At 38.4% G+C, this 18,185-nt stretch carries 23 protein-coding genes; 22 read left to right on the plus strand and 1 reads right to left on the minus strand.

Annotation, left to right across the window (positions count from 1 at the left end; translation table 11 throughout):
• Positions 1–156 precede the first annotated feature (156 nt).
• On the plus strand, positions 157–921 hold the full coding sequence (locus Q4443_RS04730; protein ID WP_049519008.1) for a class I SAM-dependent methyltransferase: 765 nt from the start codon (positions 157–159) through the stop codon (positions 919–921).
• A gap of 288 nt (positions 922–1,209) precedes the next feature.
• On the opposite strand, the gene Q4443_RS04735 is transcribed toward Q4443_RS04730, so the two are convergent.
• A complete protein-coding gene (locus Q4443_RS04735; protein ID WP_049479676.1) occupies positions 1,210–2,061 on the minus strand; it encodes a MurR/RpiR family transcriptional regulator in 852 nt (283 codons plus the stop codon).
• Positions 2,062–2,316: 255 nt separating this feature from the next.
• Between Q4443_RS04735 and pbp2b the strand changes: the two genes are divergently transcribed.
• From pbp2b to Q4443_RS04840, 21 genes are all read left to right on the plus strand, one after another.
• Positions 2,317–4,359 carry a penicillin-binding protein PBP2B gene (gene pbp2b / locus Q4443_RS04740; RefSeq protein ID WP_049519007.1) on the plus strand — a complete coding sequence of 681 codons (2,043 nt, stop codon included), beginning with the start codon at positions 2,317–2,319 and terminating at the stop codon, positions 4,357–4,359.
• A 10-nt stretch (positions 4,360–4,369) separates the two neighbouring features.
• A complete protein-coding gene (gene recR, locus Q4443_RS04745; protein WP_049519006.1) occupies positions 4,370–4,966 on the plus strand; it encodes a recombination mediator RecR in 597 nt (198 codons plus the stop codon).
• Between the two features lie 302 nt (positions 4,967–5,268).
• Positions 5,269–5,544 (plus strand): TIGR04197 family type VII secretion effector, encoded by a 276-nt coding sequence (locus tag Q4443_RS04750; RefSeq protein WP_000509001.1) that lies wholly within the window; start codon positions 5,269–5,271, stop codon positions 5,542–5,544.
• Positions 5,532–5,903, plus strand: coding sequence for a hypothetical protein (locus Q4443_RS04755; protein WP_223331028.1), 372 nt, complete (start codon positions 5,532–5,534; stop codon positions 5,901–5,903). Before Q4443_RS04750 ends, Q4443_RS04755 begins: the two co-directional genes overlap by 13 nt.
• Entirely contained in the window at positions 5,894–7,462 is a 1,569-nt protein-coding gene (locus Q4443_RS04760; RefSeq protein WP_049519004.1) for a virulence protein, read from the plus strand. The genes Q4443_RS04755 and Q4443_RS04760 overlap by 10 nt, the downstream gene beginning before the upstream one ends.
• A gap of 8 nt (positions 7,463–7,470) precedes the next feature.
• Complete coding sequence (locus tag Q4443_RS04765) at positions 7,471–8,100, plus strand: hypothetical protein (RefSeq protein ID WP_223331029.1); 630 nt, start codon at positions 7,471–7,473, stop codon at positions 8,098–8,100.
• Positions 8,097–8,711 carry a hypothetical protein gene (locus Q4443_RS04770; RefSeq protein ID WP_049519041.1) on the plus strand — a complete coding sequence of 205 codons (615 nt, stop codon included), beginning with the start codon at positions 8,097–8,099 and terminating at the stop codon, positions 8,709–8,711. The genes Q4443_RS04765 and Q4443_RS04770 overlap by 4 nt, the downstream gene beginning before the upstream one ends.
• On the plus strand, positions 8,708–9,343 hold the full coding sequence (locus Q4443_RS04775; RefSeq protein ID WP_049519040.1) for a hypothetical protein: 636 nt from the start codon (positions 8,708–8,710) through the stop codon (positions 9,341–9,343). The genes Q4443_RS04770 and Q4443_RS04775 overlap by 4 nt, the downstream gene beginning before the upstream one ends.
• Entirely contained in the window at positions 9,340–9,969 is a 630-nt protein-coding gene (locus Q4443_RS04780; RefSeq protein ID WP_049519039.1) for a hypothetical protein, read from the plus strand. The genes Q4443_RS04775 and Q4443_RS04780 overlap by 4 nt, the downstream gene beginning before the upstream one ends.
• Entirely contained in the window at positions 9,966–10,580 is a 615-nt protein-coding gene (locus Q4443_RS04785) for a hypothetical protein (protein ID WP_303408038.1), read from the plus strand. The genes Q4443_RS04780 and Q4443_RS04785 overlap by 4 nt, the downstream gene beginning before the upstream one ends.
• A gap of 65 nt (positions 10,581–10,645) precedes the next feature.
• Complete coding sequence (locus Q4443_RS04790) at positions 10,646–11,191, plus strand: hypothetical protein (RefSeq protein WP_065427756.1); 546 nt, start codon at positions 10,646–10,648, stop codon at positions 11,189–11,191.
• Positions 11,188–11,817, plus strand: coding sequence for a hypothetical protein (locus tag Q4443_RS04795; protein WP_001242076.1), 630 nt, complete (start codon positions 11,188–11,190; stop codon positions 11,815–11,817). The genes Q4443_RS04790 and Q4443_RS04795 overlap by 4 nt, the downstream gene beginning before the upstream one ends.
• A 54-nt stretch (positions 11,818–11,871) precedes the next feature.
• Positions 11,872–12,405, plus strand: coding sequence for a thiol-disulfide isomerase (locus tag Q4443_RS04800; RefSeq protein WP_049519102.1), 534 nt, complete (start codon positions 11,872–11,874; stop codon positions 12,403–12,405).
• Positions 12,406–12,490: 85 nt separating this feature from the next.
• Positions 12,491–13,018, plus strand: a complete 528-nt coding sequence (locus Q4443_RS04805; RefSeq protein WP_049519101.1) for a hypothetical protein — start codon at positions 12,491–12,493, stop codon at positions 13,016–13,018.
• 178 nt (positions 13,019–13,196) lie between these two features.
• The gene (locus tag Q4443_RS04810; RefSeq protein WP_049519100.1) at positions 13,197–13,823 is read left to right on the plus strand and encodes a TipC family immunity protein; all 627 of its coding nucleotides are present in this window, start codon (positions 13,197–13,199) and stop codon (positions 13,821–13,823) included.
• Positions 13,824–13,918: 95 nt separating this feature from the next.
• A complete protein-coding gene (locus tag Q4443_RS04815; protein WP_049519099.1) occupies positions 13,919–14,515 on the plus strand; it encodes a hypothetical protein in 597 nt (198 codons plus the stop codon).
• A gap of 49 nt (positions 14,516–14,564) precedes the next feature.
• Complete coding sequence (locus tag Q4443_RS04820) at positions 14,565–15,095, plus strand: hypothetical protein (protein WP_000957421.1); 531 nt, start codon at positions 14,565–14,567, stop codon at positions 15,093–15,095.
• A 143-nt stretch (positions 15,096–15,238) separates the two neighbouring features.
• A complete protein-coding gene (locus Q4443_RS04825) occupies positions 15,239–15,745 on the plus strand; it encodes a hypothetical protein (RefSeq protein ID WP_049519098.1) in 507 nt (168 codons plus the stop codon).
• A 448-nt stretch (positions 15,746–16,193) separates the two neighbouring features.
• The gene (locus Q4443_RS04830) at positions 16,194–16,514 is read left to right on the plus strand and encodes a polymorphic toxin type 44 domain-containing protein (protein WP_161800722.1); all 321 of its coding nucleotides are present in this window, start codon (positions 16,194–16,196) and stop codon (positions 16,512–16,514) included.
• Positions 16,511–16,999 carry a hypothetical protein gene (locus Q4443_RS04835; RefSeq protein WP_001050128.1) on the plus strand — a complete coding sequence of 163 codons (489 nt, stop codon included), beginning with the start codon at positions 16,511–16,513 and terminating at the stop codon, positions 16,997–16,999. The genes Q4443_RS04830 and Q4443_RS04835 overlap by 4 nt, the downstream gene beginning before the upstream one ends.
• Positions 17,000–17,103: 104 nt before the next feature.
• Complete coding sequence (locus tag Q4443_RS04840) at positions 17,104–18,147, plus strand: D-alanine--D-alanine ligase (RefSeq protein ID WP_049519096.1); 1,044 nt, start codon at positions 17,104–17,106, stop codon at positions 18,145–18,147.
• Positions 18,148–18,185: the final 38 nt, after the last annotated feature.

The raw sequence follows: 18,185 nt of genomic DNA on the forward strand, positions 1-18,185 counted from the left end.
CAACTAGTGTTTAGTTTGAGTAAATGAGAAAATGTGGAAAAATGATATAATGAGATGGACGAAAAATTAACAAATTAAAATTTCTAGAGGTGAGAGAAGTGTGGCAACACATCCAACTTAAATCGAAATACTATAAAATTACGAGGAGATTGTAAGATGAGTAATTATATAAAATTAAATGAAGATAGATGGAATAATGTAAAAAATGACTATACTGAGCCATTGACACAGGAAGAATTAGAAGAAGTTAGAAAGCATCCAATTTCTGTCGCCTTAACTGTGGGGAAAAAAGTTCCGATAGAATGGTTTGAAAAAGCAAACGGGAAAAAGATATTAGGGTTAGCTTGTGGTGGTGGACAGCAGGGTCCCGTTTTTGCTGCAAAAGGTTATGATGTCACCATCATGGATTTTTCTAAATCACAATTAGAAAGAGATGAAATGGTTGCTAAAAGAGAAGGTTTAAAAATCAATACCGTTCAAGGCGATATGACAAAACCATTTCCATTTGAAGATGAAACCTTTGATATTGTTTTTAATCCGGTTTCAAATGTGTACATAGAGGATTTAGAAAACATGTATAAAGAAGCCTCTCGCGTATTGAAAAAGGGCGGTTTGTTAATGGTCGGATTTATGAATCCTTGGATCTACATGTATGATGCTGACACTGTATGGGACAAACCCGATGAGGAATTACTGTTAAAATTTTCAATCCCTTTTAATTCAATAGAGCTTGAAGAGGAAGGCAAAATCACCATCAATCCAGAATATGGATATGAATTTAGCCATACCTTAGAAAATCAGATTAGAGGACAACTAAAAAATGGTCTCGCTATGATCGATTTTTATGAATCGTGTGACAAAAGACATCGATTGTCACGTTTTGGAAATGACTACATCGCTACACTCTGCATTAAACTATGATATTATAGAACGTACTTCTGAAGAATAGCTCGTTTTATTTTACGATTAGAATTTCCCATACCCAAAATAACGCAGGGATGTTGGGTGCCTATTATCATTTTATACTCAATGAAAACCAAAGAGCAAAGTAGGGAAGCTAGCCGTAGGTTGCTCAAAGCACAGCTTTGAGGTTGTAGATAAGACTGACGAAGTCAGTTACCTATACCTACGGCAAGGTGAAGCTGACGTGGTTTGAAGAGATTTTCGAAGAGTATTAAAACAAAACAATCCTAGTTTGGTTTAACCAAACTAGGATTTTCTAACACGTTTTTGTCTACGATAGCCGTTGAGCTTTTTGTTTTCCCAATAACTATTAAAGATTTTTTCTTTGCTATCGCGATTGATTTCTAAAAAGTAGGCATAAATCAAATCTATTAAAATGAGCATAGGGAGTTGAGCGGAAATACGCTGGATGTAAGAAGATTGACTATGGCTTGCCACAAGGACCGTTTCGGTGTAGGCCTGACTGTTTTTGTTTGGAGCGCTGGTAAATAAAATGGTCTTGGCACCCATTTCCTTGGCATCCAACAAACTATCGAGGACGGATTGGGTAGTTCCTGATAGGGAAAAGCCAAGTACCAGACAGTTTTCATCCATGATACTGGTCGTCCAAGCAAAGCCATCCTGATCGGTCAAAGCTTCACAGACAACACCTAGTCGCATAAAGCGCAGTTTCATCTCACGGGCAATCAGACCAGAACTTCCCGTCCCAAAGAAGTAAACTCGTTCTGCGTCATCGATTAATTGGGCGACGCGTTCCAGTTGTTCTTCGTCAATCAAATCCTGTGTTTGTTCTCGCATGATACTGTAGCTTCGCAAAACACGTTTGGTTAAAGGACTGTGTTTGTGCGAATGAGTGTCCGGTTTACTAGCTTGGTGCTGGTATTGAAAGACGAATTCTCGGTAGCCTGTAAAACCACACTTTTTGGCAAAGCGGGTCAAGGCTGCTTGGGAGATATGTAATTTCTGGGTAACTTGCTGAGAAGAGAGATCATCTTGGATCGTTTCAGCTTGCAAAAAATAGCGAGCGATTTCTTGCTCGAGCTCGGTTAATTCTTCAAAATGGAGGTCGATTATGGTTGCGATATCTGGCTTGTTCATGAGGCTCCTTTTTATGAGTCAAAGTCTTAAAGGTTAACGCTTTCCTAACTATTACTATCATTATATCATAGAAAATAGGATAACCAAATAAAAAGGCATTTTCAGTTAAAAGTCAAAAAATGCTTCGACTTTTCCAAGAGTTTCTCCGTAAAATATGGTACAATGAAATGTACTGAGCTTCACCTGTTTGCTCTATTATTTTAGGGGAAATAAGGGTAAAAATCAGAAATTTTTCTAGAAAAGAGTCTTAGCTGTATGAGAAAATTTAATAGCCATTCGATTCCGATTCGGCTTAATTTACTATTTGCGATTGTCATCCTGCTCTTTATGGCCATTATTGGTCGTTTGTTATACATGCAGGTGCTCAATAAAGATTTCTATGAAACAAAATTGGCCTCAGCCAGCCAAACAAGGGTAACAACCAGTTCAGCTCGTGGACAGATCTATGATGCGGCAGGGAAACCCTTGGTAGAAAATACTGTCAAGCAGGTTGTTTCTTTCACACGAAACAATAAAATGACGGCAGCTGAACTGAAGGAGACAGCCAAGAAACTCCTCACATATGTAAATGTAACTTCCCCAGATCTGACAGATCGACAGATTGCAGACTACTACTTGGCGGACCAGGATATTTACAAAAAAACAGTCGAATCCTTGCCAAGCGATAAACGCCTGGATTCAGATGGGAACCGCTTATCGGAAGCGACACTTTACAATAATGCGGTTGAAAGCATTGACGTGAGTCAACTTAATTATACAGATGACCAGAAAAAGGAAATCTATCTCTTTAGTCAGCTCAATGCTGTTGAAAATTTTGCAACGAGCACCATTTCTACGGATGCCTTAGATGATACCCAAGTTGCTCTCGTTGCATCAGCGTCCAAGGAATTACCAGGTATCAGCATTTCAACCTCATGGGATCGTAAAGTACTGGATACATCTTTATCAACAATCGTTGGTAGCGTTTCAAATGAGAAGTCAGGACTTCCAGCAGAAGAAGTTGATGCCTATCTCAAAAAAGGCTATTCTCTCAATGACCGAGTGGGAACTTCCTATCTTGAAAAGCAATATGAAGATGTTCTTCAAGGAAAACGTTCCGTAAAGGAAATCCACCTCGACAAACACGGAAATATGGAAAGTGTGGAAAATGTCGAAGAAGGAAGCAAAGGAAACAATATCAAGTTAACGGTTGACCTAGCTTTCCAAAATGGTGTGGACGACCTACTCAAGAGCTACTTTAACTCAGAGTTGGGTAACGGTGGAGCCAAATATTCTGAAGGGGTTTACGCCGTAGCCCTTAATCCTAAAACCGGAGCAGTTTTGGCCATGTCAGGTGTCAAGCATGATGTCGAATCCGGAAAATTAAGTTCAGATTCGCTTGGAACGATAACCAATGTCTTTGTGCCAGGATCTGTCGTTAAGGCAGCGACCATCAGCTCTGGTTGGGAAAATGGAGTCTTGTCAGGCAATCAAACCTTGACAGACCAGCCGATTGTTTTCCAAGGTTCGGCCCCTATCAATTCATGGTATACCTTGTCCTATGGCTCTTTCCCTATCACAGCAGTTGAGGCTTTGGAATACTCTTCTAATACTTACATGGTTCAAACTGCGCTAGGAATCATGGGACAAACCTACACACCAAATATGACAGTCGCAACGGGACAGTTAGAGACTGCAATGGGCAAATTGCGATCAACCTTTGGGGAATATGGACTCGGAGCTTCAACAGGGATTGACCTCCCAGATGAATCCACAGGATTTACGCCGAAAGAATTTGATTTGGGGAACTATATCAATAATTCCTTTGGTCAGTTTGATAACTACACACCGATGCAGTTAGCTCAGTATGTCGCAACCATTGCAAACAATGGCGTACGTTTGGCTCCTCACATCGTTGAAGGGGTTTATGGAAACAATGACCAAGGTGGCCTAGGTAGTCTGGTTCAAGAAACAGCCACTAAGGAACTAAACAAGGTCAATATCTCAGAATCAGATATGGCTATCTTGCAGCAAGGTTTCTATCAAGTTTCGCATGGAACGAGTGCTCTGACAACTGGTCGTGCCTTTTCAAATGGCGCAGCCGTTTCCATCAGCGGGAAAACGGGTACTGCCGAAAGTTACGTTAATGGCGGTCAAAAAGCCAATAATACCAACGCAGTCGCCTATGCACCGACCGAAAATCCTCAAATTGCGGTCGCAGTCGTCTTTCCTCATAATACCAACCTTACAAACGGTGTCGGACCTTCAATTGCACGAGACATTATCAATCTTTATCACCAACACCATCCAATGAATTAGAAAGGAACTTATGCTGTATCCAACACCTATTGCCAAGCTGATTGATAGCTATTCAAAGTTACCAGGTATCGGAATCAAAACGGCTACCCGCCTAGCCTTCTATACCATTGGAATGTCTGATGATGATGTCAATGAATTTGCCAAGAATCTCCTGTCTGCTAAACGGGAATTGACCTATTGTTCCATCTGTGGTCGCCTGACGGATGATGACCCTTGCTCGATCTGTACGGATCCGACTCGAGACCAGACAACGATCTTGGTGTTAGAGGATAGTCGCGATGTGGCTGCTATGGAAAATATCCAAGAATACCATGGACTCTATCATGTCTTGCACGGCCTCATTTCTCCTATGAATGGCATCAGCCCAGACGATATCAACCTCAAGAGTCTCATGACCCGTCTCATAAATAGTGAGGTTTCAGAGGTGATCGTGGCAACCAATGCGACAGCGGATGGAGAAGCGACATCGATGTATCTCTCTCGTCTCCTCAAACCAGCTGGTATCAAGGTCACTCGCCTAGCACGAGGTCTAGCCGTGGGAGCTGATATCGAGTATGCGGACGAAGTCACACTCTTACGAGCCATTGAAAATCGGACAGAGTTGTAGGAGTCAGTTAAAACATAGCTCATTTTGACACATAAGACGAGCCCTAGGAATTTTTCTAGGGCTTGTCTTTTTCTGTTTCTCACGAGAGGTGAACAAGCCTTGCTAATAAGACTAGTCAAACTATAAGGCATCAGAAAACGGGTTTCCAAAATGACTAGTACCGTCTTTGTCAAACTCATTCAGTGAGCGATAGAGTTTACTCTAAGGAGATGAGCGCATTTGCCCTTAGGATTTGTTTTGAAATCATACTATTTTTGTGTTATGATATGGTCAATATACAATGAATAAGGGGAGTTTGAAGTATGGGTGGAAAGATAAAATCTAGCACGATAGCAGCAGAGGCAGCTATTAATGAATTGGTCGGGTATGACACGAGCAAGAAGCAAAATCAGCAAGTAGAATTTTCATATACTTCTGAAATCGCTGGGATGGAAGCGGGACGTCAGGCCTGCAACCAAATGCTTCAGGCAGTCAGTGATTTCAGCTCGGCTGTTTTGACCCAAGCAAATAAGTTTCCAGAAATTGCTCATAAGATTGAAAAACGCGACGTAGAGCTGGCTAAGAGATGGGAACATTAAAAATGGCAGATAAGAACGAAGAAAAACGCTACAAACTTTGGAGAGAAATTGTCAAGATTGACGATAAAGAAGAAAGTCTTCAGACTCTAAAAAGACAATATGAACAGCAGCTAACTCACTTTCACTCAGAAATCCAGAGCATCCACCATCGTATGGCGACTCTATTGGCTCTCTCACCCAGTTCTCGTCAAATGATAGAGCAAATCGAAAGTGAAAATAGAACCATTCAGCGACAGGTCAACTCCTATGTAGATGAGGAACTGGATGAATTGGGAAAACAAACGAAGAAGGCACGTCGGTCTTTCGATGAAGCCAGAGAAGAACTGATATCAGAAAGGAACCGGCTACCATGGGAGTAAAATACAGTGCACAAGAATCCCAAGAATTGATTCAGGCCATGACTAACAATCTCCAAGTCGCAAATGAAGTCACGGACCGCTTATCTAGTGGATGTGACCACCTGATTTCCTCTTTAGACTCAGGTGAGCTGACAGGAGCAGCCTACACAGCTGGGAAGGGTCTCTTTACAGAGATTATCATCCCTAGCATCAAGAAGTTACAAGCAGCGATAGATGATATCCAACTAGAGTTGACCTCCTACAAAAATGCAGATGCTCAGGTCTCTGGATATGGAGATTTGGACCTGGACCAGCTCAAGAAACTGAAAAAATTGAGAGAAGAGCAGCTAGCTATCGTAGAAGCTCAGATTCAAGCGAGGGAGAACTGGTTAAATCAAATCAAAGATCTCTTTACACTTAATTGGGGGAAAGCTTTCTCTGAGAAGACCATCCTCTACAATACTAAGTCTCAAATCGAGTCAGGTATTCAGGATTTGGATGACAAGATTGAAAAACTAGAATTTTTTGTCTCACAAGTTTCCCAGTATTTCAGTGATAGTCTAGAAGTCCTTAGCTTAGCGATTCAAGGAGCTACGCAACTAAGTAAAATCATTGTCGATAGCGATGGCAACTACTATGCGGACGGTCTGGACATGAGCTGGGTGCAAAAGATGAAGGATGTGAAGATTGTTTCGCATGCCAAAAGAGATTTTCAAGACTCTGAAACTCGTGCCATCAATAAAGCTTCTAGGGATATGATGCTATCGGACGATGGTGATGCCTACTATCGTGCTGAATTAAAGAAGCGCTTAAAAGGTCACGACAAGTCCGAATGGGATAAAATAATCGACGACTACAATCACACTCTTAAGATTGATGAAACAGGGAATATCATTGAAATTCATTCCTTGGAGCAAGGCTATGTCGTTTTAAAAAATGGGAAGTATGATGATGATTATACTCATTTGGTTAACAAAAAGCTTGATGAACTAAAAGCCCAAAACTTTGAAGCAAATTCAGTCGAATTTTGGAGTGGAGTAGCTCAAATTTTCTCTGGTTTAGGAGTCTACTTTGCGAGTGGTGCTCTCGAAACATTGAGTATAATGGCTAGTCCACCAACAATGGGAGGAAGTCTCGTAGTTGGTACCGCAGTATCTGTATCAGTGGTACAATATGGAAATGTACTGATATCTAGTGGAGCAGTAACTAGCTTATCAGCTATTACAAATACGGCCTTACTAAATGGCGAAATTCAGGTTAATTATTCTAGCAACTACGATAGCTGGAAGGCCAATAAACCTACGAGTAAGACTTTTGGGACTGTTGAAGGAAAAGTAAAAGGAAAGAAAGGGAATATTCGCGTAGATGCAGAACCCCATAGTGGTAAAGTTCAGATTCAGTCAGGGGGAGGAAAATCAGGTTATAGAGTTAATGCCCATAGGGGAATGGATGAAATTGTCGATGCAGCAAGTGCTAGAGAATGGATTGATGATATTTCAGAATTGAATAAATTATCAAATTATGAAAAAAATCAATTAGTCAAATATATTTTAAAAGCTGTTAAGTGGTTAAAATCATAGGAGGAAAAATGAAAGTTTACATCAAAGGCGATTACACCAAAGAAATTCCATTTGATTACATGGAACTAGCGAAAAGGATGTGGTTTGAGGAAAAAGATGGAAAAGAGCCGGATTTGTCGTATGCTGGGTATCTAGAACTACCAATTGAGAAACTTTCTATTCACTTAGAATTAGACAAGAAAACTCATGATGATAGATGGAAAAGTGTTCAGATTAAGGAAGGGATAAAGTATGATTTTTTATCCCATAAGTCAGAATATATACAGTTAGACTATGAAGATGCTATCATGTCGGACTTTCGTGAGAAAGGTGAATGTTTAAGAATTGCTTCTAAGCACCTTGACCTTCTCACTGTTGATAAACGAGCTATGTATATTATGGCCATTGAAATTGCGACTGCTATTGATGGTCAGATTAGCGAAGATGATAAAGAGAGCTGGTTAAGTGTGGAGGAATTTAAAAACCGGCATGAGGATATCCTTTCGATGAGTTATGAAGAAGCTAATGAGCTGAGTTTGGGAGAAATTCCGTTTATGGACGATGTAAGAGACCCAGTCTGGGAAGAAGATGACCGTAGAAATGAAGAATACATCAAAATCCATGGCGAGCCAGTTTATGATGACGAGGAAGACGAGTGAAACTATATCTTAAAGGCAACTACGAAACTAGTATATACCAAAACTGTATGGAATATCCTTGGAAAATGTGGTTCAAAGAGCGAAAAGGAATTCCACTTGATTTTTCCTATGCTTGGGATGAAGATTTACATTTAAATTTACGGTTGGATAAATTTAAATATAATGACGAACGTTGGGAGAGTGCAAATTTTAATACAAATATAAACCCTTGGAAGACATTTGAATATGAAAACTTGACATTGGATCTAGAAAATTCTTATGAAAGCGATGGACGTGAGAAAGGTGATTGTTTGCGGATTATTTCCACTCATCTAGATATTCTAACGGTTGATAAGCGAGCGCTCTATATCATGGCGATTGAGGTAGCATCTGCCATTGACGGTCAAATCAGCGAAGACGACAAAGAAACATGGCTGAGTATTGAAGAATTTAAAACGAAACATGCAGACCTGCTGAATTTGACCTACGACGAAGCAGTCGATATTAGTTTGGAAGAACTAGAGGTTATGGAGGCGATTGATGAACCCCTTTGGGATGAATTACACAGAGGATGGGAAGAATACATCAAAATCCATGGTGAACGAGTTTATGACGATGAGGAAGACGAGTGAGAATTTACATCAAAGGTGATTACACCAAAGAAATTCCATTTGATTATTTAGAACTAGCGAAGAGAATGTGGTTTGAAAGTTATCAAGGAGAAGGCATCCCACTCTCCTATTCTGGTTTTCTTCAAATCAGAGATAGGAATGATATAGCAATTCATCTAAAACTAGATAAACAGGATTATGATGAACGTTGGTTGCATGTTCCGATACAAGAAGGGATAAAATACCGTTTTTATTCACAAATTGATGAAGATCTAAATTTGGAATTTGAGAATGCTTATGTAACTGATTTTCGCGAAAATGGAGACTTTTTGCGTTTGGCTTCTACCCATCTTGAATTGCTCACTCTTGATAAAAGAGCGTTCTATATCATGGCCATTGAGATTGCCACAATCTTTAATGGACAAATTAGCGAAGATGACAAGAAAACATGGATAACAATCGAGGAATTCAAGGAAAAACATAAAGATATCTTATCTCTAACCTTTGAGGAAGCAAATGAGATGAGTTTGGAAGAAATTCAAACGATTGACGCTATTGATGATCCCATCTGGAAAGAATTAGATAGGGAGCGTGAGGAGTATATCCGAATCCATGGAGAGGTAGAGTTGGACGACGACGAGGAAGATGAGTGAGAATATATATCAAAAGTGATTTTAAGCAAAAAATAACCTTTACGACAAGAGAGCTTGTTTGGAAAATGTGGTTTAAAGAAAGAAATGGTCAAAAAATAAGTTTCTCAAATGTCGGGGATGATGAGATGTTGCAGGATGATTTTTACTTTGGTGTTCGGTTACACAAATGGTCTTCAGTTGACGAAAGATGGGATAAGGCTCCTTTTATAATTCCTAGTAATCCTTGGTTGTCTTTGGAATATGAGAGTATAACACTTGAATTTGAAAAAACTTTCATTACAGAGTGGAGAGAACGTGGAGATTATCTACGTATCGCAACATCCCATATAGATGTTTTAACCGTAGATAAACGTGCTATGTATATCATGGCAGTCGAGGTAGCTTCTGCTATTGACGGGCAGATCAGTGAGGATGACAAGCAGACCTGGATGGATGTAGAGACATTTAAGGAGTTGCACAAGGATGTTCTTTCACTGACTTATGATGAAGCGGTTGAAATTAGTTTGGAAGAATTAAAGACAATGATACCAGTAAGAGATCCGCTATGGGAAGAAGAAGAACGGCTTCGCGAAGAATATATTAAAATCCATGGTGAACGTGTTTATGACGACGAGGAAGACGAGTGAAACTATATCTTAAAGGCAACTACGAAACTAGTATATACCAAAACTGTATGGAATATCCTTGGAAAATGTGGTTCAAAGAACGTAAGGGAGTGAAAGTTGGTTTTTCTTATGCATTTGATGATAATTTTTATTTGAGTTTAACTCTAGATAAATTTTCTTCAAATGATGAGCGTTGGGGAATGGCTGATTTTAGAATAGGAAAAGACTCTTGGGCGACTTTTAAGCGTGAAAATTTAAATTTAAATTTTGAAGATTCTTATGAAAGTGATGGGCGAGAAAAAGGAGACTATCTTCGAATAATCACGACTCATAAGGATATTCTAACGGTTGACAAGCGAGCGCTCTATATCATGGCGATTGAGGTAGCATCTGTCATTGACGGTCAAATCAGCGAAGACGACAAAGAAACTTGGCTGAGTGTTGAAGAATTCAAAACGAAACATAAAGACCTACTGAATATGACCTACGACGAAGCAGTCGATATTAGTTTAGAAGAGATAAAGGTTTTGAAAGCTATTGATGATCCCATCTGGGAAGAATTGGATAGGAAGCGTGAGGAGTACATCCAAATCCATGGTGAACGAGTTTATGACGATGAGGAAGACGAGTGAGACTATATCTTAAAGGTAACTACGAAACTAGTATATACCAAACCTGTATAGAATTTCCTTGGAAAATGTGGTTCAAAGAACGTAAGGGAGTGAAAGTTGGTTTTTCTTATGCATTTGATGATAATTTTTATTTGAGTTTAACTCTAGATAAATTTTCTTCAAATGATGAGCGTTGGGGAATGGCTGATTTTAGAATAGGAAAAGACTCTTGGGCGACTTTTAAGCGTGAAAATTTAAATTTAAATTTTGAAGATTCTTATGAAAGTGATGGGCGAGAAAAAGGAGACTATCTTCGAATAATCACGACTCATAAGGATATTCTAACGGTTGACAAGCGAGCGCTCTATATCATGGCGATTGAGGTAGCATCTGTCATTGACGGTCAAATCAGCGAAGACGACAAAGAAACTTGGCTGAGTGTTGAAGAATTCAAAACGAAACATAAAGACCTACTGAATATGACCTACGACGAAGCAGTCGATATTAGTTTAGAAGAGATAAAGGTTTTGAAAGCTATTGACGATCCCATCTGGGAAGAATTGGATAGGAAGCGCGAGGAGTATATCCGAATCCATGGAGAGGTAGAGTTGGACGACGAGGACGACGAGTGAGATTATATATCAAAGGCGATTATACCAAAGAAATTCCATTTGATTACTTAGAACTAGCGAAGAGAATGTGGTTTGATACTAAAGATGGGAAGACAGTAGATATTTCTTATTTTGGGAATACTCGCCCATTTAAAACAGACCCAACTATTCACTTGAAATTGAATAAGTGGATGCATGATAATAGATGGAATAATGTTCAGTTGAAAGAAGGGATTATCAATAAATTTGGGAGTCATGTATATGAAAATCTTGAATTAGATTTTGAAGACAATCCAGCAACAGACTATCGAGAAAAAGGAGACTGTCTACGTTTAGCTTCTACCCACCTTGACCTTCTAACTGTTGATAAACGTGCCTTCTATATTATGGCCATTGAAATTGCGACTGCTATTGATGGTCAGATTAGCGAAGATGATAAAGAGAGCTGGTTAAGTGTGGAGGAATTTAAAAACCGGCATGAGGATATCCTTTCGATGAGTTATGAAGAGGCTAACGAGCTGAGTTTGGAAGAAATTCCGTTTATGGACGATGTAAGAGACCCGGTTTGGGAAGAAGACGACCGCAGGAATGAAGAATACATCAAAATCCATGGCGAGCCAGTTTATGACGACGAGGAAGACGAGTGAGAGTTTATAATAAAACTTATTTGAAAGAGAGTGTTATATGGAGGGAAGAAACTAATGTCAGATAAATTAAAACAGTTTAAATGGTTGATCGTATTGTTTTTGTTTCTGTTAGCAATTCCTTCATATTTTGCTTACAATCATTTCCGACAATCTAGTACTTTAAAAGAAGCCTTTGAGAAAAATGAAAGAATTGAAGTTCTTCATCATTTAATGGCATCAGGAAAATATGCGTCTGACATCCGCAAGGCAGGATATACTATTCCTTCTGACGGAGCTATTCGATTGGATGGAGTTATTTATCCATTAGAAATAGAAGGAGAGTTACATTTGAAAATTAGCCCTCCTAAAAAGGATGCTAAGGATTTTCAGTTATTTTTCATTACACAGATTAATGAAAAACAAACGCATGTAGCTTTCATTTTAGATAAAAATCTGAATTTAATTTATTCCAGCTATTCTCAGCAAAATGGAAACGGGAAAAGAGAGATTGTTTCTGTCTCACAAGCCGAAGAAGATTACTTGTTGAGAAGTGTTCAAAGCGAGATTGATGACTTCATGAAAAAAATGTATCAAACCTTGTATGGTTAGATTGTTTGAGAAAGTAACTTCTTGCTCAACGCAATGCTGTATGAACAAGACTTCTAAGATTACTTAGACAGAGGGGGTGAAAAGAATGTCGGGACTTAAAAAAATACTGATCGTTATTGGTTCTGTAATTGCCTTAGCTACTGGCTTGAATCTTTATTTTCAGTATCAAAACCACCAAGAATATATGCAATTAAAAACCTCCTTTGAAGAGAGGGACAATATAGCCGTCTTACAACGTTTAATGGCGTCAGAAAAATATGCGTCTGATATCCGTAAAGCGGGTTATGTCGTTCCTCCCGATGGTGCTATTCGTTTGGATGGAGGAATTGACTCCATAGAGATAAAAGGAGACATCAATTTGGATATCTCAAATCCGGGACGGAATGGGGTTACTGTTTATTTTAGAATGGAGATAGATGGTAAAATAACTAGCGTACTATATGAATTGGATAAGAACTTTGATATAGTTTCTAGCAGCTACTTTCAATTTAATGAAAAAAATATAAAAGAGAGTGTGAACATCTCTCAATCCGAAGAAGAACGCCTATTAAAGATTGTTCAAAAAGAGCTTGAGTCTTTCATGAAAAAGATGTATCAGACTTTGTATGGATAGTTTACCAGAGAAAGAAGCTTCTTGCTCACCGCAATGCTGTATGAACAACGAGAGGTGTTGAGGGATTTTACTAGAAAAAGATACCGTAGATGAGCTACAAAAAAATTACCAAGTATTGATAATTTCATTCGAAATATTGAAACAGGTAATCAAGAGTTGATAGTGATGAGGTGATTAGATGAAGAAGAGGAAATTTGCATTTTTTTCGTTGCTAATAGTTTTATTATTATCTTTCTCTGGTTTTCAGTACTATAAATATCAGAGAGTTCATAATATTTTTGATGAAATATACTACGAAGAAAGTGATTATCACAATTATACATTTCTATGGAAAGGTCGAGCTTTTTATAAGTTAAAAGGGTTAAAAATTATCGATAATGGTTCTCAAGATTTATATAAACATTCTATTGATTATAAAAGTGTAGACTTACCAAATACTATTCATTCTCTAGGTTATAATTTTTATTTTAATTTTCAGGGTATGACAAAAGTTAACCTGGAGATGCGTTTGAGACTGCAAGATACAGAGACAACCATAAATGTAGATTACCTGTACGATGTAAACAATCAGCAATTAGAACGGTTTATGTGGTACTATGATGATGAGAGTACAGGATATTTTCAGCAGTCTCAAGTAGAGGACTTTCTTGCAAAACACGGAAAGACTGTTGATGAGATTCGCAAGGAAGCAGATAATGTACTCCGTAATAAAGTCCTTAAAGACTGGACCACTATCTACTCTAGTCGTTTTAGCCCAGATAATTGGGGAGAAGTGACAGTTAAGGATATATGGAGAACAGAATAACAAACGGAACGACGAGGTAATAGTTTTATAAAGGCAGGTTGCCATGACAGAGTTCTTAAGAATATTTTGTAAAAAAAGTTACTTTGGAGCAGTAAATGAGAAATAAAAGTAAGTCTATCCTATTTTTCCTTTTTTATATGGTATTGTTCATCATTAATCCAATCTATCAATATTATTCATTTTCTAAGATGGATGTGAATAGTAGTATGGTTCAATTGATTCAAGATAAAAATGATCAGGATTGGCATGCTCTTGATAAGCATATTCATCTAGTGCCCTCAAAAGAAAATGGAAAGAACATCGGCCTTATCTATGTGGTGGATGACTATAATCAAATTGAAAGTAAGATTTCTTCTGAGAATCAAGCGGTATCCATCAGTTACAATAATCGATTACAAGGAGACAAGAGTGTTGAAATTAGTTGGTTAAATGGGGAAAAGCGGTTGTATCATGCTGGGAGATATTTGAAATTAGCAAGTGAAAATCAAGCTGTGATTGAAAGTAACACAGGTTCTTCAGTGACCGTTTGGGAACAACGCTCGGACAATGCGATGAATCAGTTATATACAGTTGTGAATCAGATGAGAAAGATAGTTTTAAATCATTTGCTTCAGAAAATTTTCTACTATTCGATAGCTTTGGTCTGCTTTCTTTTGGGTTGGAAAATATACTCTCTTTTAAGGAGGGATTGAGGGCCACAGTTCTTCTGGATTTTAATAGTGATGAGAGAGGAAAACTAAAATGCTAACACCCGTGTTATTTATTGTGTCTTTATTTCTACTTTTACGGCACTTTAAAAGCAGTCTCTCAAGAATGATCATCGGATTGTTGTATGGTTCGTTTGCGGCAGTTTTTATTTGTGTGGTTTTAAATGCTGGTAAGTACACTCTGCAACCAGGTCAAAGTGTTGAATTGAAAGTTTTTTCTAAAACAGAGCAGCTGGAGTATAATTCGGAACTACATTTTAAAAAATTAGATGATGCGAAGTTAAAATTGTCCGGTCGAAAAGGTTGGGGAATGAAAGACAGTAATATAGTCTATAATGTTGAAAAGCAAACAATAACGGAGCTAATTTTTTTAAAAGACAAAACCGAGCGCAAAGACTTACCAAATGATAAGAGTAAAAGTATCTATTTAGAAAGTGATGGTATAGTGGTTCAAGGGGAGATAAAGGAAGTATTTGGGGTGACGGAAGAAACTCCCTACACGATCACCATCACCAATGTAGACGACAAACCGGCACACTTTGAAGCTCAAGTGGTGGATCGGTAAACTGGACCTCCATCTACTCTAGTCGCTTTAGCCCCAAAAATTGGGTTGATGTGACCGACAAGGATATTTGGAGAGAGGATCTTGGAGCAGATTAGTGATATGTCTCAATCTGAGTTTCTGACGAAGAATGGGGAGAAGTACGCGTGAAAAATAAAAGAAAACAACTTAATAAATGGAATCTAGGATGTTCAGGAGTAGTAGTTGTTGTAACAATCATATTTATATGTTGTATTTATTTGTACTTCAAAAATGCGAATTATACATTGAAACCAGGTGATTCTATAGTTTTAAAAGTTCCGACATCAAAACAAAAAGAATTCTCCCCCAAATTATATCTATCTAATATTTCTGGCGGGAAATTAGAATTATCTGGGAAAACCTCATGGTGGCAGAAGGGAGAAGGAAACCTTTTAGGGACTAACTATGATGTTTTGAAGCAAGAAATTAGCGAAATCTACTCATCGTCAAGTAATATCCCAACAAAAATAAAAGAAAACGATACAAATAATAGTATATATTTATCAGAAAAAGGTGTAGTTCTTCAATCTAAAGAATCTTGGGAATTTGAGATTCCAAACGCAAAACAAATAAAAATAACGAATATTTCAGACAGAGACATTAGATTTGAAGCGCAGGTGACAGGTGAATAGAGGAAACTAGAAAAGTAAAATGAAGAAAAAATGATTATTTTTTCACTTTGATAGCTTTATTCTTGTCTTCTTTTCTTTGTAAAACTTAAGTTACCAATTTTACACTCTCCTTTTTTCTTTTAGTTCTATACTTCGTGAGGACTATTCATTTTCAGAGTTTCCTTTTTTAGTGATTACTAGGAATCTATTTGTGTAAATTCCCCATACCTCGTCAATAGTGATGGCAACTACTATGCGGACGGTGTGGACATGAGCTGGGTGCAGAAGATCAAGGATGTGAAGATTGAGAGTGCAAAATATGATCCTTCTAAGAAAGCTAAGGATTTGCATAAAGAATACCAGAAATCTTAGATAAGTTGGAAAATGGAAAAGCCCTGGTGATAATGGAAGAGTCGATAATTCGATTGCTATAGGAAATGAGATTGGAGACAATGGAACATTTATAGATTTGGTTAATTCTAATAAACCGCTAGACTTAAAAAACCGAAAATACAGAGAAGATTATCCGTTCTCACTTTGGGGACGCCAGTGGAAACAAGGAATGAAGTCTGATTATTTGGGAAATTATCTCTTTGGCTATGTTGGTAAAGGTTACTTAGAATCGAGTGATGCATATTTGAAAGTTGGGGCAGGAGTGACTCAGGGATGGTCAGATAAGAATCCTTTGAAATATTTAGAGAACATTATTAATGGAAATTATGGAGATAATCCAGGAGATGCTAAGATGATTCAAGACGGAATTAATGACTATAAGAAGAGTTACAAATGAACTTGAAGAGAAAATCAAACTGGAATTTAGGTTGTAGTTTAACACTTGTTGTAGTTTTGGCGGCTATTTTTTTCTTTAATCTATGGGCACAAAATCTTGGTAAGTATACTCTGCAACCAGGAGAGTCGGCTAACTTTACAGTAAATCCTCGGACACATGATGTAGAATACTACTCAGAATTAATCTTGAAAAAAAATGACACTAATAAGCTTAAATTATCAGGTAAAAAAGTTTGGTTTGAGATGGATAGCGATATTTTTTATGGTGTTGAAGAACAAAAACTTTTTAGAAGAAATCATTCAGAAAATGATGATGAAGAGCTTCCAAACAATCAAAAAGACATTAATTTAGTACGGGATGGAATTGTTGTCAGTTACAAAGGGGAAAAAGTATTTAATGTAACCAATAACAAGTCCTACACGATCACCATCACCAATGTAGACGACAAACCGGCGCACTTTGAAGCTCAAGTGGTGGATAGGTAAAATTTCAGCTCTCAAATGAGGGCTTTTTTAGATACAAGTTTCAAAAAAGAAGCAAATATGATATACTAAAGAACGAATATTCTATTAGAATTAGGACAAGCAATATGAAACAAACGATTATTCTTTTATACGGTGGGCGTAGTGCAGAGCGTGAAGTCTCTGTCCTTTCAGCTGAAAGTGTGATGCGTGTGGTCAACTACGATCGTTTCACAGTCAAGACTTTCTTCATCAGCCAATCAGGTGACTTTATCAAAACGCAAGAATTTAGCCAGACTCCAGGTCAAGAGGATCGTCTCATGACCAATGAGACCATTGACTGGGACAAGAAAATCGCGCAAAGTGCCATCTATGAAGAAGGTGCAGTGGTCTTTCCAGTTCTTCATGGTCCGATGGGAGAAGATGGCTCTGTTCAAGGATTCCTTGAAGTTTTGAAAATGCCTTATGTCGGTTGCAATATCTTGTCATCAAGTCTTGCCATGGATAAAATCACGACCAAGCGTGTGTTAGAATCTGTAGGGATTGCTCAAGTTCCTTATGTGGCCATTGTCGAAGGGGATGATGTGACTGCTAAAATCACTGAAGTTGAAGAAAAACTGACGTATCCAGTCTTCACAAAGCCGTCAAACATGGGTTCCAGTGTGGGTATTTCTAAGTCTGAAAACCAAGAGGAACTCCGTCAAGCTCTAGAACTTGCCTTCCAATATGACAGCCGTGTCTTGGTAGAGCAAGGGGTGAATGCGCGCGAAATTGAGGTCGGTCTCTTGGGCAACTACGATGTCAAGAGTACGCTTCCTGGCGAAGTGGTCAAGGATGTTGCCTTTTATGACTATGATGCCAAGTATATCGATAACAAGATTACCATGGATATCCCGGCTAAAATCAGTGATGATGTGGTAGCTATCATGCGTCAAAATGCAGAAACTGCCTTCCGTGCGATTGGTGGCCTCGGTCTGTCTCGTTGTGATTTCTTCTATACAGATAAGGGCGAGATTTTCCTAAACGAGCTCAATACCATGCCAGGTTTTACTCAGTGGTCTATGTACCCACTACTTTGGGACAATATGGGAATCAGCTACCCAGAACTAATCGAGCGTTTGGTTGACCTTGCTAAGCAAAGTTTTGACAAGCGCGAAGCGCATTTGCTATAAAAATGAAAGAGAGGGTAGAAGCCAGAACTATCACTGCA

It is taken from the genome of Streptococcus sp. GP0011, assembly GCF_030546305.1.
In the GTDB taxonomy this organism is placed as follows: domain Bacteria; phylum Bacillota; class Bacilli; order Lactobacillales; family Streptococcaceae; genus Streptococcus.